Source organism: Pseudomonas antarctica, from assembly GCF_001647715.1.
GTDB lineage: Bacteria > Pseudomonadota > Gammaproteobacteria > Pseudomonadales > Pseudomonadaceae > Aquipseudomonas > Aquipseudomonas antarctica_A.
In genome coordinates this window covers 4,974,921-4,997,325 of sequence record NZ_CP015600.1, presented here as the reverse complement: position 1 = coordinate 4,997,325, position 22,405 = coordinate 4,974,921, and the positions used below count along the sequence as shown (strand labels likewise).

Below are 22,405 nucleotides of genomic sequence, written 5' to 3'. Positions count from 1 at the left end.
GTTTTTAGAAGAGTCGGAGGCAGTCAAAAAGTAAAAAGTCCTGATCGTAGTGTCAGGTTTTGCGAGGTGTTAAATCAGCCTCTGTGTGCTGTTCAACCCGCTATATTCAAGGTTGCCAAGGGCGGATGTTTATGTTCATTATCGCCGCCTGGCTATGTTCAAGGATTGGGTTGAAGCCTGTTGAATATGGCACTTGAGGTCAACGCGTATTATGGAAACCCCACTTTCCACTTCTGGAAACATACCGCCCAAACCCGGCACACGACCGCCGCTGCAACTGAGCGGGCTGGACTTCAAATTGCTGCGCGTGTTCATGGCCGTGGTCGAAGCCGGCGGCTTCAGCGCCGCGCAAAACGAGCTGAACGTGGGCCTGGCGGCCATCAGCAAACAGATCTCCGACCTCGAAATCCGCATCGGCATGCGCCTGTGCACACGGGGCCGCGAAGGTTTTGGCCTGACCGAAGAAGGCAAGTTGGTGTACCAGGCTTCCATCGAGTTATTTACCTCGGTGGACAGTTTTCGCGACAAACTTAGTTCGGCGCAAAACGAGCTTATTGGTGACCTTAGTGTCGGCGTTATTGATAACACCGTATCCGACATTAATTCGCCGCTGATTACCGCTTTAGGGAAACTGCACAGCGAATCGCCAAAAATTAGATTGCGCCTACAGGCCTCGCAACTGGACGAAGTTGAACGCGGCGTGGTGGAAGGGCGGCTGATCGTCGGCATCGTGCCGGTGTACCAACGCCGCGAAGAATTCGACTACTTCCCGCTCTACGAAGAAAAAGCCCACGCCTACTGCGCCGTAGGACACCCACTGTTCAACGCGAGCGACATTACGCCGGAGGTGGTGCGCCAATACGAAGTGGTCAACCACCGGTATGCGATCCACCGCGACAAGGCCAACTTCGTCACCTACGACAGCCAGTCCGCCTCGGCCTCACAGGTGGAAGCCGTCGCCATCCTGATCCTCACCGGCCGCTTCCTCGGCTTCCTGCCGGAACACTACGCCGCGCCACTGGTCAGGGAAGGGCGCCTGCGCGCACTGTGCCCGGAACAGGTTCACCTGAGCACCGCGTTCAACCTGATCCTGCGCCACAACGCGCCAAGAAGCCCGATGGTAAAAGCCTTCGCAACAGCCCTGGGCGTAGACCTCAAGGCCGCGACATAAGCGCCGCCGAACACCGATCAACAGGCTGACAAAGCTCAAATGTGGGAGCTGTCGAGCCCCAGCGAGGCTGCGAACGGATCACCGCGGTCTACCTGCCGAACCCATCCATCTGCATCGCCCCCCAGCACCCCATGCTAGTGCGCTATCCATCTGGCACCGCTCAAAATGTGGGAGCTCTCGAGCCCCAGCGAGGCAGCGATGGGATCGACTCGGTCCACCTGCCGACCCCATCCACCCGCATCACCGCTGCAACTTGCCCTGCTTCTTCTTCGAATGAAAATGCCGAAAATGCGCATCCTGCGCCGCGGCCAACAACTCCCGATCCCCACGCGTATCGCCCCAGGCTCGCAGCCGATACTCGCCCAAATCCCCATACACCGCCTCAAGCCGCAGCACCTTGTTCTCACAGCGGCAATTATTCCCCGTGAGCTTGCCCGTCAACACCCCGTCGACCACCTCGAGCTCAGTGCCAATCAACTTGATCCCCAGCCGATTCGCAAACGGCTGCAACACCAACGCCGGCGACGCCGAACACAACGTCACCACCGCCCCGGACTTCACCTCATCTTCCACCGACTGCAAGCCCTTGGGGCGCATCAGCTTGGTCCAATAGCGCTGGCAATACGCCTCAGCCTGCTGCTGAACCCACGCCTTCTCCACACCGGTCATAAAGGTGCGGATCAACTGCGCCTTCAACTCATCCCGGCTGATCTGCCGCAGCAAAAAGCGCAGCCCAGGCACCGCCAGCTTCGCCATCCGGCCGTAGAACTCACCGGTGCCAAAGGCAAACTTGAGGAATGGCACGAAACTGTCGTGATGGGTCAGGGTGCCGTCGAAGTCAAAGACGGAGAGTACTTTGGCGTCTACGGGGCCGGCTTCGAGCATGTCTGGGTTCACGGTGGCCTCGGTCCTATCTAGTATTTTTTAAGCGTGCATCAGGTGTGACAGCAGGAGTTTACTCCCGTGCCAATCTTCCGATCTTGGCGTAAAGCGTCTCGGTGAAAGCATCCCGGTCACTCGACCGGTGACAACGCTGATGGCAATTGGGGCACAAGGCTACAGCATTGGTCGTGCGATCCGAACCCTTCTGGGCGAGGTGCTTGACGTGATGTACTTCAAGAAATGGCAAACCATCGACCTCGAAAGGCGCGTTTGAACCGCAGCCTTCGCAGATGCCCTTGGCTTCTTTGAGTACCCAGGCGCGTACCTTTGGGTCGCGGACAAAGGCAGTGCTGACGGTCGACACTTTCTGCGGATTGGCGATGCCATCCGGTAGCTTTTGGAAAGGTTGCTGCTGCAGTTTGGATGCGCGGCGGATAAGCGTTTGCTCATCTGCCGTTTGGGCTGCGTCTTCGGATTCGAATACACCCTGCGCGGCAAGCGCTTGGCGGATGCGTTGCTCTACGCCAGTCCCCACATTCTTCGCAGGCTTATAACCTTCAATACGGTCCCAGCCCATACGGACGAGCACGGTGGAGATATTTTGCATGCGAAGTTCAATAGAACCCTTCGCACGCCCTGCCACCGGCCCTTCACGCAGAAGGCGGTTTTCGAGTGCTTTGTTGAAAGGCTGGCCACTCTTTTCCCAGGCCAACATCTTCAAGTACGCCTCGACTGCCGCTGTCAATTCCGCGTCGTTCCAGTCCGTTTTGTCTTTTGCAATATCCATACAGCCGCCGAGGGTAGAAAACCCTCGGACGATACTGAGTAGCCATTATGGCGTCTACGAAATTTCCTACGAGTCTGTCGGATTTGGTTGTCGTCGAATTTGGTAAAGTCGCTGCGTCATTCGGAACAGTTGAATGAGCTTTCTCCACCACGCAGTCTTTGCTGATTCTCTCCGATAGGTCCGATTCACCAACAAATACGGCATATCTCGAAGCCTAATCCAGCCTTCATCCTGCCAATGCAACAGATTCAACGACATCTCCGGCCAATCCAACATGCTCAACAACGGCCGCTCCATCGTGCGTGGCTGACGCTCGTCCCGTAAAGTTGGAACGACTTCATGAGTGAGCCAACTACGCAGTAGCCGATTCCCAGGTGTGTAGTGATAGACCAGCAGCGCGTAGGCACCGGATTCACTGATCATCAGCATTTGTTCCGGTTGACCGTGGAACAGCAGGTTTAAGGTTCTTCGTTGATCCTCATCGAGCTTGCGAGTCGTCCGCTCATCGAGATACCACCCCATCAAACGCCCAAGGTCACGCGCGCAGAACCACGCTTGGTTTTCTAGAAGGAGAGCGTGTAATTGAAGATTATGGTGGGTGAACACGACGGCAATAGAAGGTTCAGATGTGACCAAACTCGTGGCGCTAGGCAAGTCGAGCAGATATCGGCTAGGCATTTTCTATGATCTCTACGTGATTTACGGAAGGGCGCGAACCCAACGTAGAGAGCGGATTTAAGAAACTCCAACTTGCCATGCCTCAATGCAGCCTTAAGTTCGCATGAATGAGATCAGGCGTTTTTTTTGGCTTACGTGAGGCTAGCTTCTACGTTGGGCGTTTCTTAGGCACCGTCCGCCAAGAATGCTTGGTATGGAGGATGGTATCTATAATTAGAAGGATTATATGTGTGTAAGAAACTTCCTGATGTATTGGAGGTTGGTGTTTGATATTTTTGATTTAGAGGGGTGCCCCGATTTGAGCGGGGCTTCTCATCTGTGCTGATTTGTTGGGTGTATGGTTATAGCTATTATTTGTCTAATTGTTTTGTAAGGCTGCTTTGAATACGGCTTCTTCCGGCGTTCTTAAAGCAGAGAGAATGTTCTCTGCTATTTTTTCAATAAGTTTGTTACCCCAGAAAGGGTCGGTCACGTCGTAGTAGATTACTCGGATATGTTGTAGGTCGAATGGAACATCTGATTCGTTTGAGCATATGAGTACTACAGGTTTGTTCAGGGCGTGCGCTAACCCCAGTTCATAAAAAACGTTAGGGTTTCTATTTGTGAGCTCTGCTACTAAGATCTTAGAGTTATTTATACCTTGCCAAATCTGGTCGATAATTTTACCGGTGCCGAATATGTCTGCATCTGCTCTTATTGGGGTTAACCCCGCTTTTTGTATGGCAGGTTCGTATATCGTGCTGTAGTAAGTGCCGATAGGGTTAGCAAAAGGCATCATTACAAAACAAGTGTCTGTGCTTTTGACTGAAACCTGTCGGCCCAATTTTTTTAATCTGCCATCGCTTGCTTCGATTGACGGTTCTTTCGAGACGTCTAAAATTCTTCTTTTTCCACTATGTTCTTCTAATAGTTGAGCATCTTGCATTGTCTCTAAAAAGATAGCTTAAAATTCTGATGCTTTATCCTCCGGAATTTTAAATTTATCGATCAGTGCATTTCGAAAGAATTGAGGGTCAGGAAGATTTTCTCCGCGATAGTGTTGATACACTTCGCCGATATCTGGAGCATTTATTGCTGCTTCTCTTAAACCAGATATTTCATCCTCAGTTTGTTGAGGACGTATTATTTTTCTAGCAAGCTCGGTAATTGAAATCTGACCAGGTGAAGATGTCCTTTCTAATAAACCATATTTTTGAGCAGAGCTTATTTCGACTTGGAAGTTTCCGCCGAATCCAACGCCAACGAAATTAGCAGCCTCTCTTTCAGAGCAGGGTTGTCCTGCATTTTGTTCTTGAATCGCGCGCGGGATTCGAAGTACTTTTTCTAGGGTGTGCCGAGGGAATTTTGCTGTTTTTGAACTTGGTTTGGGCGGTGGTGTTTTTTTGGATATGGTTTTTTTGGGAGGTGTTGCTTTTTTTGTGGATGCTGCTTGTGGCTTTCGGGTAGGTGTTTTTTTAGATGGGGGGCGTTTGGCGGAAGGATTAGGCTTAACTGGTAATATTACTTGTGAAGAAGTTGTTTCGGTTGGTTCGCTCATTTGTCATCCCTATACACGTTGGCTTATTTTTATTTCCTAATAAGACCCTGAAGGCAGGGTCTTATTAGAGGCAAAGCTTAACTGCTGTAGGACAATTGAGAAAATATTAATCCCAGCTCAGCGCCCCACCAGTCTGGTACTCAATAACCCGAGTCTCAAAGAAATTCTTCTCTTTCTTCAAGTCCATAATCTCGCTCATCCAAGGGAACGGATTCGTCGTCCCCGGATACTCTTCCTTCAACCCAATCTGCGACAGACGACGATTCGCGATGAACTTGAGGTAGTCCTCCATCATCGCCGCATTCATGCCCAGCACCCCACGCGGCATGGTATCGCGCGCATATTCAATCTCCAGCTGCGTCCCTTGCAGGATCATCTGGGTCGCTTCTTCCTTCATCTCGGCATCCCACAAGTGTGGGTTTTCGATTTTGATCTGGTTGATCACGTCAATACCAAAGTTCAGGTGCATCGACTCGTCGCGCAGGATGTACTGGAACTGCTCGGCCACGCCGGTCATTTTGTTGCGGCGGCCCATGGACAGGATCTGGGTGAAGCCGCAGTAGAAGAAGATGCCTTCGAGGACGCAGTAGTAGGCGACCAGGTTGCGCAGCAGTTCTTTGTCGGTTTCGACGGTGCCGGTTTCGAACTTCGGATCGGAGATCGAACGGGTGTACTTCAGGCCCCACGCGGCTTTTTTAGCCACCGATGGGATCTCGTGGTACATGTTGAAGATCTCGCCTTCATCCATGGCCAGCGATTCGATGCAGTACTGGTAGGCGTGGGTGTGGATCGCTTCTTCGAAGGCCTGGCGCAGGATGTACTGGCGGCACTCCGGGTTGGTGATCAGGCGGTACACGGCCAGCACCAGGTTGTTCGCGACCAACGAATCAGCAGTGGAGAAGAAGCCCAGGTTGCGCATGACGATGCGGCGTTCGTCGTCGGTCAGGCCTTCGGGGTTTTTCCACAGGGCGATGTCGGCGGTCATGTTGACCTCTTGCGGCATCCAGTGGTTAGCGCAGCCGTCGAGGTACTTTTGCCAAGCCCAGTCGTACTTGAAGGGCACGAGTTGGTTGAGGTCGGCGCGGCAGTTGATCATGCGCTTTTCGTCAACGGCGACGCGGGCGGCGGAGCCTTCGAGCTCAGCGAGGCCTTCGGCGACGTCGAGTTTATCCAGGGCGGCCTTGGCGCGCACGATGGCGGCGGAGTCACTGGCGGTGACGGCGCGGGCTTCGATGGCGGCAGCGGCGCCGGCACCGTCGAGGCGGTCCATGTTGGCTTCGGTGGCGTGGCCGGCGTTGGCGCCTTTAGCGGCGACTTCGCCTTCTTCTTCTTTGTCGAATTCGTCCCAGCTCAGCATGACGTGTCGTCTCCTGCGTGAGGGCTCAAAGGTGCCCGTGTGAAACCGGATGGTTGGGTGTTCACACGGCCCTCGGGCCGCGGTGGATCTTAAGGAATCGTTTGTTGCAACCGCTGGCGCAGGCATTAAACGCAATTGGGTGAACGGGTGCTCTGCATGAGGCTTGAGGGGGGAGCGACAGATGCATGCTCCTGCGGAGGCCTCAGGTCTGGCTCTTCATCCCGGTGTAAAGGGATATTGCAGGCCCGATTTACCCGCGCATTATAGGGAAAAATTCGGCTTTGTGTTGCGGCGGATGGTCACGACAGAGCGCCAAAATGGTGTGGTTTTCGGCCAAGGCGTGTGTTTGCAAGGCTTTGCTGGGCTAGGATTTTTTTGACGGGCGGTGGGATGTTTTTTGTAGGGCGGGGGAAGTGGGCTTCCGGGGAGTAAAAATGCTGGGAAGGGTGCAGGGTTTTGAGGTGTTGGTGTGGCGGGTATCGCTTTCGCGAGCAAGCCCGCTCCCACATTTGGACCCAGGTGTGTCAGCTGGCTCTTTGCCGCAAGAACGATTTCTTGCGGCGAATAAGATCAGGGTTTAACGCCTTTATAAGAAGTTATTATCCGTTAGAGCAACCGTTGCCCATTACCTGGTAATTAAGAATATGGCGTTGACCTTGTGAGTCTTCATATTCCATTTGTACCGGTACAACTTGGCAGACTTCCGGAACCGTGCTCATTGACAATACTTTGGCCACATCCAAGTGCGTGCTGTACGTGTAGTCCTCAACAATCGGGGTGTTCTGGCCAGCCAGCTCAGTCGGGGCTTCGTCGGCCAGGGCGGCGGTTGCGCACAAGCTGCTGAGGGCCATCACTACTAAAGCTTTCATTTCTCTTTTTACCTTCTTCGGGGCGAAAGGGGTCACGGGGCCCTTATGAGGCCGCGTGTGTAACTTAGGGTGGGCGAGTTCGGATTAACGTTGCCTTCGTGGGGGCTGTTACGTTGTTAATCACAGTGCCGTGTTGGCGGAGCTGATTTTAGGCGTGCGGGTTATATTCATATACCCGTGCTTTTGATAAACACTATTGGCGGTTTTTGTAACAATCCCGTGGTAAAGGTTTTTTCATGCAGTGCCAAAGCCACGCAGGCCGCGGGCCAGAGCCATAAATGGGGATAGCTGGGTATTTTGTAGGGTCTTGTTACTACCATCGTCGAATGGTTCTATAGGCCCACCCCGGCTACAACAGGGGCCATACAACAACAACTATGTCACCGAGGTAAGAAAGATGAGTGCGGCTTCCCTGTACCCCGTTCGCCCCGAAGTAGCAGCCAACACGCTGACCGACGAGGCAACCTACAAGGCCATGTACCAGCAGTCGGTGGTCAACCCCGATGGCTTCTGGCGCGAGCAAGCCAAGCGCCTTGACTGGGTCAAGCCTTTCACCGTGGTGAAGCAGACCTCTTTCGACGACCACCACGTCGACATCAAATGGTTTGCCGATGGCACCCTGAACGTTTCCTACAACTGCCTGGACCGTCACCTCGCCGAGCGTGGCGATCAGGCAGCGATCATCTGGGAGGGCGACGACCCTGCCGAAAGCCGCACCATCACTTACCGCGAGCTGCATGAAGAAGTCTGCAAGTTCGCCAACGCCCTGCGTGGCCAGGACGTGCACCGCGGCGATGTAGTGACTATCTATATGCCGATGATCCCCGAAGCCGTGGTCGCCATGTTGGCCTGTACCCGCATCGGTGCGATTCACTCCGTGGTGTTTGGCGGTTTCTCGCCTGAGGCCCTGGCCGGTCGCATCATCGACTGTAAGTCGAAGGTAGTTATCACCGCCGATGAAGGCATTCGTGCGGGTAAGAAAATTCCGTTGAAAGCCAACGTCGACGACGCCCTGACCAACCCGGAAACCAGCAGCATCCAGAAGGTCATTGTGTGCAAGCGCACCAATGGCAACATCAAGTGGAACCAGCATCGCGACATCTGGTACGAAGATTTGATGAAAGTGGCGGGCACCGTGTGCGCGCCGAAAGAGATGGGCGCCGAAGAGGCGCTGTTCATCCTCTACACCTCCGGCTCCACCGGCAAGCCTAAAGGCGTGCAGCACACCACCGGCGGCTATTTGCTGTACGCAGCCCTGACCCACGAGCGCGTGTTCGATTACCGCCCGGGCGAAGTCTACTGGTGCACCGCTGACGTCGGTTGGGTCACCGGCCACACCTATATCGTCTACGGCCCGCTGGCCAATGGCGCGACCACGCTGCTGTTCGAAGGCGTGCCGAACTACCCGGATATCACCCGTGTGGGCAAGATCGTCGACAAGCACAAGGTCAATATCCTGTACACCGCGCCAACCGCGATCCGCGCGATGATGGCTTCCGGCACTGCCGCCTGCGAAGGTGTAGATGGCAGCAGCCTGCGCTTGCTCGGTTCGGTGGGTGAGCCGATTAACCCTGAAGCGTGGGACTGGTACTACAAGAACGTCGGCCAATCCCGTTGCCCGATCGTCGACACCTGGTGGCAGACCGAAACCGGCGCCACCCTGATGAGCCCACTGCCGGGTGCTCACGCCCTCAAGCCGGGTTCCGCTGCACGGCCGTTCTTCGGCGTGGTGCCGGCGCTGGTCGACAACCTGGGCAACATCATCGAGGGCGCTGCCGAAGGCAACCTGGTGATCCTCGATTCGTGGCCAGGCCAGGCGCGCACGCTGTACGGCGACCATGACCGTTTCGTCGACACCTACTTCAAGACGTTCCGTGGCATGTACTTCACCGGTGACGGCGCCCGTCGCGATGAAGATGGCTACTGGTGGATCACCGGTCGTGTGGATGACGTGTTGAACGTGTCCGGCCACCGCATGGGCACCGCCGAAATTGAAAGTGCCATGGTTGCTCACCCTAAAGTCGCCGAAGCGGCGGTGGTGGGTGTGCCGCATGACATCAAGGGCCAGGGCATCTATGTGTATGTCACTCTGAAAAACGGCGAAGAGCCAAATGAAGCGTTGCGCCTGGAGCTGAAAAACTGGGTGCGCAAAGAGATCGGGCCGATTGCTTCGCCGGACGTGATCCAGTGGGCGCCGGGCTTGCCGAAGACGCGCTCCGGGAAAATCATGCGCCGTATCCTGCGCAAGATTGCCACGGCTGAGTACGACGGGTTGGGCGATATCTCCACCCTGGCGGACCCGGGTGTGGTGGCGCATTTGATTGAGACGCACAAGACCATGAACGTCGCGTAAGGCGAGGTGGGTGGTACAAAGCCCCATTCGGCGTAAGCCGGGTGGGGCTTTTTTGTGGGATTCAGAACACGGCGCGGGATAATGTGGGAGCTGGCTTGCCTGCGATAAAGGTGGGTCAGGCAATAATGGGCTAGATGACAGGCCGCTATCGCAGGCAAGCCAGCTCCCACAGTTGGAATGTGTTTGCAGGCTGGTTGAGGTCGTGGTCTGGCAGACGCGCATAACCACCAAGCCAATAAATATCGACTTCTCTCGTAGGACGTTTCTGAATGTTACCGAGAAGCCTAAATGTGTAACCTCAGGCCCAAACCTGGGGCAAAGTGCTACGCCAACGCCCCTAAAAACCGCGTTTTAGACACCCCAGGAAATAAGATTAAACGCCAGACTTGCCGTGCTAGAAGGGTTTGCGAATAATAGGCCCGCAATTTGCAGCATCAACAGGTTTAATATCTTTTGTCTCTGCATAAAATTCAGAGGCTGTCAATGTGCTGGAACCGCTTTCTCAGTGCTTCTGTAAATTGTTGTCGCATTGAGGAAATATCGGCTTCCGGCCTGTCGTTAGAATGCCGATCACTCGCTCGTCGTCTCCAGTGTTGAAACGGGGTAGGACGCAGCACCGCTATTCGGTTTCACTTAAGTCGCATCGTGGGCCACGGCTCATACTGCTTTTTTGCCCTATACCGATGGAGTCCCAAGATGAAGAAACTTGTGCTGTTGGGCGCCCTGGCGCTGTCCGTGCTGTCCATGCAGGCCTTCGCTGATGAAAAGCCCCTGAAGATTGGTATCGAAGCGGCTTACCCTCCGTTTGCCTCGAAGGCGCCGGATGGCAGCATCGTCGGTTTTGACTACGACATCGGCAACGCCCTGTGCGCCGAGATGAAGGTCAAGTGTGTGTGGGTCGAGCAAGAGTTCGACGGCCTGATCCCGGCACTGAAAGTGCGCAAGATCGATGCGATCCTGTCGTCCATGTCCATCACTGAAGACCGCAAGAAGTCCGTGGACTTCACCAACCGCTATTACCTGAGCCCAGCGCAGCTGGTGATGAAGGAAGGCACCACGGTCAGCGACAGCCTGGATGAATTGAAAGGCAAGAAAATCGGCGTGCAACGCGGCTCGATCCACGATCGTTTCGCCAAGGAAGTCCTGGCCCCTAAAGGCGTCACGGTTGTGCCTTACAGCTCGCAGAACGAAATCTACCTGGACGTGGAAGCCGGTCGCCTTGATGGCACCGTGGCTGACGCTACCTTGCTGCAAGACGGTTTCCTGAAAACTCCGGCCGGTAAAGGCTACGCGTTCGTGGGCCCACAGTTCACCGACGCCAAGTACTTCGGCGACGGCATCGGCATCGCGGTACGCAAAGGCGACAAGGCCGAACTGGACAAGATCAACGCAGCCATCGCAGCGATCCGTGCCAACGGCGAATACAAGAAAATCCAGGACAAGTACTTCGACTTCGATATTTACGGCGCTGACCCTAAGTAACTCGACGCAGCAGTCTGTCCAGAATGGCGCAAGCAACAGAATTCCTGCGGTTTGCGCCATTTTTTCATCCCCCTTTTCGAGGACCTGAATCATGTTGAAAGGCTACGGGGCCGTCATCCTCGATGGCGCATGGTTGACGCTTCAGCTCGCCTTGTCGTCCATGGCCTTGGCCATTGTTCTGGGTCTGATCGGGGTCGCGTTACGCCTGTCGCCGGTGCGCTGGTTGGCCTGGCTGGGTGACTTGTACTCCACGGTGATCCGCGGGATCCCCGACCTGGTGCTGATCCTGCTGATTTTCTACGGTGGTCAGGACTTGCTGAACCGCGTCGCGCCGCTGCTTGGCTATGACGACTATATCGACTTGAACCCCTTGGCCGCCGGTATCGGCACCCTGGGTTTCATCTTTGGCGCCTACCTCTCGGAAACCTTCCGTGGCGCCTTCATGGCCATTCCCAAGGGCCAGGCCGAGGCCGGCCTTGCGTATGGCATGAGCAGCTTCCAGGTGTTTTTCCGGGTGATGGTGCCGCAGATGATTCGGCTGGCGATCCCCGGTTTCACCAACAACTGGCTGGTATTGACCAAGGCCACTGCGTTGATTTCGGTGGTGGGCCTGCAAGACATGATGTTCAAGGCCAAGCAGGCGGCAGATGCCACCCGCGAGCCTTTTACCTTCTTCCTCGCAGTGGCGGCGATGTACCTGGTGATTACCAGCGTGTCGTTGTTGGCCCTGCGCTATCTTGAGAAGCGCTACTCGGTAGGCGTAAGGGCGGCTGATCTATGATCTTCGACTACAACGTCATTTGGGATGCCATGCCGCTGTACCTCGGCGGCTTGGTGACCACCCTGAAATTGCTCGCCATCTCCTTGTTCTTTGGCCTGCTCGCCGCCTTGCCCCTGGGCTTGATGCGCGTGTCCAAGCAGCCGATCGTCAATGGCGCTGCCTGGCTCTACACCTACGTGATCCGCGGCACGCCGATGCTGGTGCAGCTGTTTTTGATCTACTACGGGTTGGCGCAGTTCGAGGCCGTACGCGAAAGTTTCCTGTGGCCGCTGTTGTCCAGCGCCACCTTCTGCGCGTGCCTGGCCTTTGCGATCAACACCAGTGCCTACACCGCCGAGATCATTGCCGGTAGCCTCAAGGCCACGCCCAATGGCGAGATCGAAGCGGCCAAGGCCATGGGCATGTCGCGCTACAAGCTGTACCGCCGCATCCTGCTGCCGTCGGCCCTGCGCCGTGCGCTGCCGCAGTACAGCAACGAAGTGATCATGATGCTGCAGACCACCAGCCTGGCCTCCATCGTCACCTTGATCGACATCACGGGTGCCGCGCGCACGGTGAACGCCCAGTTCTACCTGCCGTTCGAAGCCTATATCACGGCCGGCGTGTTCTACCTGTGCCTGACCTTTATCCTGGTACGCCTGTTCAAGTTGGCCGAAGGCCGCTGGCTGAGCTACCTGGCTCCAAGGAAGCATTGATATGGAACGTATCGATCACCTGTTGCCCTGGGGTCACCTGGGTTGCGAGCGCCAACTGAGCGTGTTTCGTTTTGGCAGTGGCGAGCGCAAGGCCTATATCCAGGCCAGCCTGCATGCCGATGAATTGCCGGGGATGCGCGCGGCGTGGGAGTTGAAAAAGCGCCTCACCGAACTGGAACAGCAAGGCGCGCTCAATGGCGTGATCGAACTGGTGCCGGTGGCCAACCCGATGGGCCTGGGCCAGTTGCTGCAAGGCAGCCACCAGGGGCGTTTCGAGATTGGCAGCGGCAAGAATTTCAATCGCGATTTTGTCGAGCTGAGCGCGCCGGTTGTCGAGTTGCTCAAGGGCGCGTTGGGCGATGATCCGCATGCCAACGTGCGCTTGATCCGCCAGGCGATGACCGATGCGCTCGACGCGTTGCCCGAGCCGAGCAGCCAGCTGCAAGGCATGCAACGGGTACTGCTGAGCCACGCGTGCACCGCCGATATCGTCCTCGACCTGCATTGCGACGCCGACGCCGCGCTGCACATGTACGCGCTGCCCCAGCATTGGCCGCAGTGGCGTTCGCTGTCGGCACACTTGAATGTGAAAGTCGGCCTGCTGGCGGAAGATTCCGGCGGCAGCTCCTTTGATGAAGCCTGCTCGTTGCCGTGGTTGCGTCTGTCCCGGGCGTTCCCCGAGGCGCAGATTCCGCTGGCGTGTTTGGCGACGACCCTGGAATTGGGCGGCCAGGCCGACACCGGTCGCGACGAAGCCATCTTCCACGCTGAAGGCATTCTCGCGTTCCTCGCAGAACAAGGCCTGATCAAGGGCGAATGGCCTGCGCCGCAACACGAACCCTGCGAAGGCTTGCCCTTCGAAGGCACCGAGTTGTTGTTTGCGCCCCACGCCGGCGTGATCAGTTACCTGCGTAAAGCCGGTGACTGGGTCGATACCGGCGAGCCGATTTTTGAAGTGATTGATCCCCTGACCGACCGCGTCAGCATTGTCTGCGCGGGCACCTCAGGGGTGTTGTTTGCCGTTGAACGGCTACGTTATGCCCAAGCGGGTTTCTGGCTGGCCAAGGTGGCGGGGCGCGATGCGCTGCGTCACGGGCGCTTGCTCAACGACTGACCACCTGTTTTTGTGAGAACCGACCGCATGTACAAACTTGAAGTCCAAGACCTGCATAAACGCTATGGCAGTCATGAAGTGCTCAAAGGTGTGTCCCTGGCCGCCGCGGCCGGCGATGTGATCAGCATCATCGGTTCCAGTGGTTCGGGCAAAAGTACCTTTTTGCGCTGCATCAACCTGCTGGAGCAACCCCACGCCGGCAAGATTCTGCTCAATAACGAAGAGCTGAAACTGGTGGCCAACAAGGACGGCGCCATGAAGGCTGCCGACCCCAAGCAACTGCAACGCATGCGTTCGCGCCTGTCGATGGTGTTCCAGCATTTCAACCTGTGGTCGCACATGACCGCGCTTGAAAACGTGATGGAAGCGCCGGTGCATGTGTTGGGCATGTCGAAAAAAGACGCCCGTGAAAAGGCCGAGCACTACCTGGCCAAAGTCGGCGTGGGCCATCGCAAGGATGCGTTCCCGGGCCACATGTCCGGCGGCGAGCAGCAGCGCGTGGCGATTGCCCGTGCCTTGGCGATGGAGCCTGAGGTGATGCTGTTCGACGAACCCACCTCGGCCCTCGACCCCGAGCTGGTTGGCGAAGTGCTCAAGGTGATGCAGGACCTGGCCCAGGAAGGCCGCACCATGGTGGTGGTGACCCACGAAATGGGCTTTGCCCGTGAAGTGTCGAACCAACTGGTGTTCCTGCACAAAGGCATCGTCGAAGAGCGCGGCAACCCGCGCGAAGTGCTGGTTAACCCGCAGTCCGAGCGTTTGCAGCAGTTCCTTTCGGGCAGCTTGAAATAGTCAAGACTGCTTTTGTGCACTGAAGTAGTGCATGCTTCGCAGTCTTGAAATAGGCCCCAATTCCTTGTGGGAGCTGGCTTGCCTGCGATAGCGGTGGATCAGTTGGCACATCTGTTTCTGATGCACCGCTATCGCAGGCGAGCCAGCTCCCACATTGGATCTCCATATGTTTTGAGATTTGTGTTCGTTTACGGGCTAGCATTGGCCTTTGTCTCCATTACTGTTACTCGCTTCGGATAGCCCTCCATGACCGCCCATCGAATTGGTTTCCTGATTTGGCCCAGCACAAAAGCCCTGACGCTTTCGCTGGCTGAGGAGGCTTTGCGCGTTGCTCAGCGGGTGCATCCGGACGTGGTGTACGAACTGTCTTTTTTGCTGGCGGAACCGCGCACCGATGGCGCTTGGCAATTACCCGGTGAGCCGTGGGCCGGCAAGCTTGAAGGCTTCCAGAAGCTGTTCCTGCTGGCGGATGAGCCGCCCACCGTCATTGCTTCGCAACTGAGCACCGCGCTCAAGCAGTTGGTGCGCGCCGGTTGTGTGATCGGTGGCCTGTCGGCCGGTGTGTATCCATTGGCCCAGCTCGGTCTGCTCGACGGCTATCGCGCCGCCGTGCACTGGCGTTGGCAGGACGATTTTGCCGAGCGTTTCCCCAAAGTCATTGCCACCAGCCATCTGTTCGACTGGGACCGTGACCGCTTGACCGCCTGCGGCGGCATGTCGGTGCTCGACCTGCTGCTGGCGGTGCTGGCCCGTGACCACGGCGCCGAGCTGGCCGGTGCGGTCTCCGAAGAATTGGTGGTGGAGCGCATCCGCGAAGGCGGCGAGCGCCAGCGCATTCCGCTGCAAAACCGCCTGGGCTCCAGCCATCCAAAGCTGACCCAGGCGGTGTTGTTGATGGAAGCCAACATCGAAGAACCGCTGACCACCGACGAAATCGCCCAGCATGTGTGCGTGTCGCGACGACAACTGGAGCGGATTTTCAAGCAATACCTCAATCGCGTCCCCAGCCAGTATTACCTGGAACTGCGCCTGAACAAGGCGCGCCAGATGCTCATGCAAACCAGCAAGTCGATCATCCAGATTGGCCTGTCGTGCGGCTTCTCCTCGGGGCCGCACTTCTCCAGCGCCTACCGCAACTTCTTCGGTGCCACCCCCCGTGAAGACCGCAACCAGCGGCGCAGCAGCAGCCCGTTCGAATTATCGTCGGTGCCTTCCGAGCGCGGCTGATCATTCTTCCATCGGCTGCGGCCCCACTACGACGATGGGCACGCCTTGCTCATCCACGGTGGCGGCATCTACCTGAAAATCAATGCCGGTGCGCGCGTAGTGCTGCCTCAGATAATTCAGGCTTTGTGGCGACAATGGGTTGCGGCTGAAATCGCAATCCTGGCCATAGGCCGTGGTCGCTTCCAGCAGGTCGGCGGGAATGTCGCTGATCAGGTTGTCGCTCAGGTCCAGCGTCTCCAGTTCCGGAAGGCTGAACAGCCCGCGGGGCACCTGGTTTATCCCGGTGTTGCGTAGATGAAGCGCGCTCAACTGATGCAGGTTACTGATGTCAGGTGCCAGGCTCAGCGGGTTACTGGTCAGGCTCAGGTACTCGAGTTGGGTCATTTCGCCCAGCAGGTTGATGTCCGGCGCGGCCAAGGTGATTCCGCATTCTTCAAGGTTCAGGGTGGAGAGCTTCGGCATGTGGGCCAAGGCCACCGGCAACTTTCCGAGCCTGCAATGGCTGAGTGTCAGTGTTTCCAGTTTGGTGAAGCAGCGCAAAGTGCCATCGACACCGTTAGTCACGCCATTGCCGTCGATTTCAAGGTTGGTGACATGATCGAACGAGGCGTTCAGTTCCGGCAGGCGGCCTATGATTGATGTTTCGATGGTCACTGAATGGGTCAGGTCATCCGACAGGCTTTCCTGGTCCACCTCGCTTTCACGACGCCAAGCCTCTTCCAGCAAGGTCTTGACGCGCTGGCGCGCCAGTTGCTCCTGGGCGATGGTCTGATCATCTAGCAGGATGCCGAGGACGGGATGGCGGTCAGGTACGTTCAGGGCCCATTGTTGAAGGTCGGTGCCCAGTTGAGCGTACTCGGCTTCAAGCAGGGTCAATGCCGGGGCAACGGCGTCCATGTCGCCGGGCAGGCGGAAGATCGCGAGATCAGCTTCGGCGTCCGAAAAGGTCGGGTACAGGCTCGTGACTCTGGCACGTTCTGTATTGGGGGCTTGGGCGCTGAAAGACTCACCGTGGGTCTGGCAGTAGGTCTTGATCTGGTCCAGTGTCTGCCGTGAAAGCGGGTTGCCGGAAAGGTCGAACTTTCTTGCGGTTTCGGGCGTCACGCTGAATAGGGCCGGGGGGAGCTCGGTCATTTCATTGTCATTCAGCATAACCGCCTGCATCTGAGGGCGATCAAGCACGCCGTTGGGCAAGCGGTCGATGCCGGTGGCCGACAAGTCCAGCAGGGTCAGCTCGGGCATGGCCTGGACATCGGGTATGAGGCCCAGTGGATTGTTGTGGAGGTCCAGCGCGTGCAAGGCACTGATTGCGTTTAATCGGGCATGGCTTTGCGGGGTGAGCGTAATGTCGCAGTCGTTCAGGATCAGGCTGTTCAACGTGGAGAACGTGCTGATCTGTGGCGGCACGTCTCCCAATGGGATGGCCCTGAGTTCCAGGTGGCGCAGCCGAGGGAAACCCTGCAAAAAACTATCGACGCCCAGTAGGCGGTGGCTGCCGGTTATAGACAGCAGTGAGACATGGTTCAACGTTGAGCCCGGATCCGGCAGGTCGGCTAACCCTTCGGCCTGAAGTCTGAGGCTATAACCGTTGGCACTGGGGTCCATGAAGTACTCGTCGCGTTCGGCTTCCCTGCGCCAGCACTCTTCCAATTGTTCGGCTACCAGGCGGCGCGTTCTTTCCTCGTAATCGCGTCGCTCAGGGGTCATGACACGCTGGGTTTCGGGGTCGATGGTGGGGATGGCTTCCTGCCAGGTTTGCAGGTTTTGGCGCAACATCCGGCGTTCCTCTCTCAGGCGCGCAAGTTCATTGCTGGCGCCGCCGGGTTGCGTTTGCAGGTAGGCCAGTGTGGTCTCTACCTGAGCATCGTCAAGTGCGGGAAACAGCTCGCGTACCTGCGCCGCCAGCGGCGGCGGGCCCTCACCGTAAGGCGTCTGGGCCTCATAGCCATCCATGCCGCCCAGAAGCTTCATGAGGGTCGGGTCATACGTCGGTTTACGGACTGGGTCTGCGCTGAGCAGTTCGCGCAGTTGATTGCGCGCCACGGGGTGTTGGCGAATGCGCTGGCGCAGGCGTGAACCTTCACCGACATCCACCTGAAGGGCCTGGCGTTGGCTGTCGGGCAGCGCACTGAGAAGGGCCGAGTAAAAATCGGTGGGGGCGTTGAGCGTACCGAGGGTGTCATGGAGCGTGTAGTCGCCGGTTTCGCTACGCACCAACGTACGCACAATCGGCGCCTCGGCAGCGCCGACCTGGTCGCGCAGGTTGCCGGTAGCGGAGTAGTCCCTGAGCTCCAGGCGCACCTGGTCTGACCAGCCCGGCAGTGAGGGCAGCGAGTGCAGGGCCGCACGTTGGGTGTCCAGGTTCTCGCCGCCAAAATGCAGGCCTTCATAGGCCCGGCTCAGGCGTACCTCTTCGAGGGCGTTGCGCGCGAGCTGATTCAGGCGCGGTGGCGTGCGTTGGTTATCGAGTTCTTCCAGTTCCTGTGCGGTGGCGCGCTCCAGCAGTTTCTCCGCAACGCTGGCGGGCAGGTCTGGGGCGGCGTCCATGAGGCGTTGTGCCCGCGGGTTGCGGGTGGCTTGCAGGGTTGCGTAATGTGATTCGAACAAGGAAACGCGCTTTTCCTCGGCAATGGCCGCGAGTTTTTTTCGCAGATAAGCGGCGCGTGTGTCCAGGCTCAGGCGCGAATCACCCACCGCTGCGCCAAACGCACGGGCGGCCTCCTCAGGTGGCAGTTGGGTGAGTATTGCCTTGAGCAGACCGCCATTGTTCAACAGGCTTTCGGGTATTTGGATGGCGGGCAGTGAGGTGTCGCCAAACGTCCAGGCGGTTTTCCCTTGGGTATCGATAAATTGCAGGCGCCGGGTTTCAGGCCAGTAGCCGTAGCTGGTCAGCAACTGCAGGTTGGTCTGAGGGTCCACCTTGCCGTATGCCTGGGGGTCGTCGCTATCAAGCCGGTCGATCAGCGTTTGAATCTCCCGGTCGAGTCGCAAGCGGTCCAAGGCATCCGTGAGCAGGGCGGGGGGCGTCTCGCTGTTGACGTGCATTTTGCGTAGCGCGTTTTCGTCAACGCCGCTGATGTTCAGTGCCAGCGCCTGGTCTGCTTCGCTGATGCCTTCCACGCTGTACCCCAGACGGCGAAGCAGCGTTTGCCGGTCCCATTGCAACGGATGCTCCAGTTCTGTGTGCCAGGCGCCATGGCCGTTGTGATGCACGGTTGGACGGTAGGCGTCGGGACGCGAAGGGTGCTCGATGAGCAGGGACCTCGAGGCCGGGGCTTTTTCCACGGCATAGACCCCGGTGCCCACGGGCAACAGGCTTTGCTGGCGATGCTGGAACAGGCCTGCCTTGTCACGATAGGTTCCGGGAGGCACGCTGATCGGCTGTTCGTACACCGTAAGGTCGGGTTTCCAGTAGAGCGTGCGGCCATTGGCGAGCGTTACCGGTTTAAGCCGGTCGATGAAGGCGACCAGGCGCTTGGGTAAAACCCTGCGGAACTCGCTGAGGGCAATGGTGCTGCCGACGGCGAAGGCCCCCAATTGCAGCAGCGCTTCAACCGCGCCCACCAGGTGCTCGACGGCCTCACTGCCCACGCCTTCGCTCCAGTCGATGATCCCTTCGAATACCTCGTCGAGCAGTTGATAGGCCATATAGCCCATCATCAATTCGCCGGCAAACGGCACAAACGGCGCGATGATCAGCGCGGCGGCTTCCAGGATTGACGACGCGACGTTGACCCATGAATCCCACCGCGCCCATCGGGCATTGCGGTCGACGGTTGCCGTGGCGATTGCGGTGGTACGACCGTCGTTGATGAGTTGATTGAGTTTGCGCTGGTACTGATGGCGCTTGAGGTCGCCGCTGCGTGGTGTCGCAACAAAGCGCAGCCGTGGATTATTTGTGGGCGTCTCCCGCCAGGTCGGCAGGCTGCTGCCCTGGACGTAAGGGTGCCAGGTCACCTTGTTCAGCAACTGGCCCAGGTTGGCAAAGAAAAAACCGCGCTGATCATGGGCCACAAAACGGCTGAAGAACTGTTGATAGCGTACGTCGCGCAGTTGGCGCACCAGCTCTTTTTGCATCGCCTGGGAGGAGGGGTATTCCTTGATCGGGTGATCGGGGTCGCCAGGTATGTAGGCCACGACACGCGCCGCTGAACGGGTGGTCTCCAGGTTGGGGGCAAACACGATGATGCCGGGCAAGTCCGCGCCCATCAGGCTCAGGTCGTGATAGTGCAGCGCCTGGCCGTCCAGGCGCATGCCGGCCAGGCCATCGAGCAGGCCCTGGATCAGGCGCAAATAATCCGGCTGGATGTCGCCGGTGATCAAGGCCCACTGCAGTGCAGCCTGTAATTCGGTTTTCTGGCTGTGTTCAACCTTGCTACGCACGACGGCCTTGGCGACGGGCTCGTTCAGGCCGAGCTGTTCGCGCAGGTAGGTGGCGTACAGTGCGCCGATGTCCAGATCGCGGCAGAGCTGGGCAAAGGCGCTGATGGACAGTGCGCGCTTGATGGCCGGCAACGTGTCGAAATGGCCCCTGGCGTCGGGGCGAGTGATGAAGGTCGACTCCGCTTCATAGGCATCTGCCTGGGTTTCCTCGGGTTCAAAGTTGTGCAACACGGCGTCCAGCAGCGACACCGTCCAGGTGCGCGCCGCGCCCGAACGGATCGGGAAGCCGGGAATCGTCTGCGGAATGTAGAGGCGCAGGAAGGTGTTTTTGACGTCCAGGTCCAGGTCGAACCGTGTCTTCAGTGCCAGGGTGAGGATCGGCTCGGCAAAGTCTGGGGCATCGAGCACATTGGCCAGGGCGTGTTCGACCGTGTTCTGGGCGTCCCAGTGGGCGCTGGCCAGGCGTTTGAGTTCAGCGCGGTTGCCCGGGCTCGCATCGCGCACGGATTGAGGCAGGCGCGCAACGTTGCTGCTCAAGGCTTGGCGGTGGCGCGGGGAGGTTTCGCCCAGCCAGCGCGGCACGGCGTTTTGCAGCGGCTGGTAGTGGCTATCAGGTTGGTTCGATAGGGTGGCTTGCGGCGTTTGTTGTGCAGAGTCGAGCATGTTGCCAATCCTTGAGCGTCATAAAAGAGCGCCAGTAAATCGGCAAGCGATGGTGCGGCGGCGTTATTGGGTTATTGCAATGGGCATGGGTTGTTCTGATCCCGGGGCGTTGTGCCGAAAAATCTGCCGCTGGTTTACACTGCGCCATTGCGACGCTATTTGTCGCATTGCCGTAAACCCGCGTAAAACCGGGGTTGGCGCTATAAGAAGTTGTCGCTTGGCGGCAAGGCCGCACTGAAAACTGTCCTTACAATCCCTGCATCGCCCGCCAGTTCCAGGCAGGCGTTCCTCTTCAGGAGACTCCGATGTCCGTTGAGCAAGCCCCGGTGCAACGTGCCGATTTTGACCAGGTCATGGTTCCCAACTACGCACCTGCCGCCTTCATCCCCGTGCGTGGCGCAGGTTCGCGCGTATGGGACCAGGCGGGCCGCGAGCTGATCGACTTTGCCGGCGGCATCGCGGTTAACGTATTGGGCCACGCCCATCCGGCGCTGGTCGGTGCGCTGACCGAACAGGCCAACAAGCTGTGGCACGTGTCCAACGTCTTCACCAATGAGCCGGCCCTGCGCCTGGCGCATAAGCTGATCGACGCCACCTTTGCCGAGCGCGTGTTCTTCTGCAACTCCGGCGCCGAAGCCAACGAGGCCGCCTTCAAGCTGGCCCGTCGCGTCGCGTTCGACCGTTTCGGTACTGAGAAGTACGAGATCATCGCTGCGCTGAACAGCTTCCACGGGCGCACCCTGTTCACCGTTAACGTCGGTGGCCAGTCGAAGTACTCCGATGGTTTCGGGCCTAAAATCACCGGCATCACCCACGTTCCTTATAACGACCTGGCGGCGCTGAAAGCCGCTGTGTCGGACAAGACCTGCGCCGTGGTGCTGGAACCGGTCCAGGGCGAAGGCGGCGTATTGCCGGCCGAACTGGCTTACCTGCAAGGCGCCCGCGAGCTGTGCGACGCGAACAACGCGCTGCTGGTGTTCGACGAAGTGCAAACCGGCATGGGCCGCAGTGGCCACCTGTTCGCCTATCAGCACTACGGCGTGGTGCCGGACATCCTCACCAGCGCCAAGAGCCTGGGCGGCGGTTTCCCGATTGCGGCGATGCTCACCCGTGAAGACCTGGCCAAGCACCTGGTGGTCGGCACTCACGGCACCACGTACGGCGGCAACCCGCTGGCCTGTGCAGTGGCGGAAGCAGTGATCGACGTGATCAACACCCCAGAAGTGCTGGCCGGTGTGAACGCCAAGCACGACCTGTTCAAGGCGCGCCTGGAGCAGATCGGCAAGCAATACGGCATCTTCACCGAAGTGCGCGGCCTGGGCCTGCTGATAGGTTGTGTGCTCAGCGATGCCTTCAAAGGCAAGGCCAAGGACGTGTTCAACGCGGCCGAAAAACAAAACCTGATGATCCTGCAAGCCGGCCCCGACGTGGTGCGTTTCGCCCCGAGCCTGGTGGTGGACGACGCAGACATCCAGGAAGGCCTGGACCGTTTTGAACGTGCTGTGAAGACGTTGACGCAAGCTTGATACGCCGTTCGGTGCTCAAACCATTGGGCATCGAACCTAAATTTTTGTGCCGGGCCTCTTGATTGGAGCCGTGAAGATCCAATGTGGGAGCGGGCTTGCTCGCGAAAG

17 protein-coding genes are annotated in these 22,405 nt (G+C 58.0%); 9 read left to right on the top strand and 8 right to left on the bottom strand.

Annotation, left to right across the window (positions count from 1 at the left end; translation table 11 throughout):
• The first annotated feature begins 211 nt into the window (after nt 1-211).
• Nucleotides 212-1,171, top strand: coding sequence for a LysR family transcriptional regulator (locus A7J50_RS22645; RefSeq protein WP_064453805.1), 960 nt, complete (start codon nt 212-214; stop codon nt 1,169-1,171).
• Between the two features lie 240 nt (nt 1,172-1,411).
• Here A7J50_RS22645 and A7J50_RS22640 read toward each other — a convergent pair whose 3' ends face one another.
• From A7J50_RS22640 to A7J50_RS22615, 7 genes are all read right to left on the bottom strand, one after another.
• The gene (locus A7J50_RS22640) at nt 1,412-2,056 is read right to left on the bottom strand and encodes an HAD-IB family hydrolase (RefSeq protein WP_064453804.1); all 645 of its coding nucleotides are present in this window, start codon (nt 2,054-2,056) and stop codon (nt 1,412-1,414) included.
• A 70-nt stretch (nt 2,057-2,126) separates the two neighbouring features.
• Nucleotides 2,127-2,840 (bottom strand): HNH endonuclease, encoded by a 714-nt coding sequence (locus tag A7J50_RS22635; RefSeq protein WP_064453803.1) that lies wholly within the window; start codon nt 2,838-2,840, stop codon nt 2,127-2,129.
• Nucleotides 2,841-2,906: 66 nt separating this feature from the next.
• Nucleotides 2,907-3,518 carry a Bro-N domain-containing protein gene (locus tag A7J50_RS22630; protein ID WP_064453802.1) on the bottom strand — a complete coding sequence of 204 codons (612 nt, stop codon included), beginning with the start codon at nt 3,516-3,518 and terminating at the stop codon, nt 2,907-2,909.
• Between the two features lie 358 nt (nt 3,519-3,876).
• Complete coding sequence (locus A7J50_RS31780; protein WP_208604445.1) at nt 3,877-4,443, bottom strand: hypothetical protein; 567 nt, start codon at nt 4,441-4,443, stop codon at nt 3,877-3,879.
• 18 nt (nt 4,444-4,461) lie between these two features.
• Nucleotides 4,462-5,055, bottom strand: a complete 594-nt coding sequence (locus A7J50_RS31775) for a hypothetical protein (RefSeq protein ID WP_208604444.1) — start codon at nt 5,053-5,055, stop codon at nt 4,462-4,464.
• A gap of 106 nt (nt 5,056-5,161) precedes the next feature.
• Nucleotides 5,162-6,412 (bottom strand): ribonucleotide-diphosphate reductase subunit beta, encoded by a 1,251-nt coding sequence (locus A7J50_RS22620; protein WP_032879817.1) that lies wholly within the window; start codon nt 6,410-6,412, stop codon nt 5,162-5,164.
• A 599-nt stretch (nt 6,413-7,011) separates the two neighbouring features.
• Nucleotides 7,012-7,281 carry a DUF2790 domain-containing protein gene (locus A7J50_RS22615; protein WP_064453801.1) on the bottom strand — a complete coding sequence of 90 codons (270 nt, stop codon included), beginning with the start codon at nt 7,279-7,281 and terminating at the stop codon, nt 7,012-7,014.
• Nucleotides 7,282-7,678: 397 nt separating this feature from the next.
• Between A7J50_RS22615 and acs the strand changes: the two genes are divergently transcribed.
• From acs to argR, 7 genes are all read left to right on the top strand, one after another.
• Nucleotides 7,679-9,634, top strand: a complete 1,956-nt coding sequence (gene acs / locus A7J50_RS22610) for an acetate--CoA ligase (RefSeq protein ID WP_064453800.1) — start codon at nt 7,679-7,681, stop codon at nt 9,632-9,634.
• Nucleotides 9,635-10,330: 696 nt separating this feature from the next.
• A complete protein-coding gene (locus tag A7J50_RS22605; protein ID WP_017138432.1) occupies nt 10,331-11,116 on the top strand; it encodes an ABC transporter substrate-binding protein in 786 nt (261 codons plus the stop codon).
• Nucleotides 11,117-11,207: 91 nt separating this feature from the next.
• Entirely contained in the window at nt 11,208-11,897 is a 690-nt protein-coding gene (locus tag A7J50_RS22600; RefSeq protein WP_053257623.1) for an ABC transporter permease, read from the top strand.
• Nucleotides 11,894-12,592: an ABC transporter permease gene (locus A7J50_RS22595; RefSeq protein ID WP_064453799.1), complete on the top strand. Its 699-nt coding sequence runs from the start codon at nt 11,894-11,896 to the stop codon at nt 12,590-12,592. Before A7J50_RS22600 ends, A7J50_RS22595 begins: the two co-directional genes overlap by 4 nt.
• Before the next feature lies 1 nt (nt 12,593).
• On the top strand, nt 12,594-13,706 hold the full coding sequence (locus A7J50_RS22590) for a succinylglutamate desuccinylase/aspartoacylase family protein (RefSeq protein ID WP_064453798.1): 1,113 nt from the start codon (nt 12,594-12,596) through the stop codon (nt 13,704-13,706).
• Between the two features lie 27 nt (nt 13,707-13,733).
• Nucleotides 13,734-14,498, top strand: a complete 765-nt coding sequence (locus A7J50_RS22585) for an ABC transporter ATP-binding protein (RefSeq protein WP_003214336.1) — start codon at nt 13,734-13,736, stop codon at nt 14,496-14,498.
• A 246-nt stretch (nt 14,499-14,744) separates the two neighbouring features.
• Nucleotides 14,745-15,725: a transcriptional regulator ArgR gene (gene argR / locus A7J50_RS22580; RefSeq protein ID WP_064453797.1), complete on the top strand. Its 981-nt coding sequence runs from the start codon at nt 14,745-14,747 to the stop codon at nt 15,723-15,725.
• Here the strand turns inward: argR and A7J50_RS22575 are convergent, their stop codons facing one another.
• Complete coding sequence (locus tag A7J50_RS22575; RefSeq protein ID WP_064453796.1) at nt 15,726-20,771, bottom strand: leucine-rich repeat domain-containing protein; 5,046 nt, start codon at nt 20,769-20,771, stop codon at nt 15,726-15,728. It lies immediately after the preceding gene.
• A gap of 305 nt (nt 20,772-21,076) precedes the next feature.
• Between A7J50_RS22575 and A7J50_RS22570 the strand changes: the two genes are divergently transcribed.
• Nucleotides 21,077-22,297 (top strand): aspartate aminotransferase family protein, encoded by a 1,221-nt coding sequence (locus A7J50_RS22570; protein ID WP_064453795.1) that lies wholly within the window; start codon nt 21,077-21,079, stop codon nt 22,295-22,297.
• Nucleotides 22,298-22,405 lie beyond the last annotated feature (108 nt).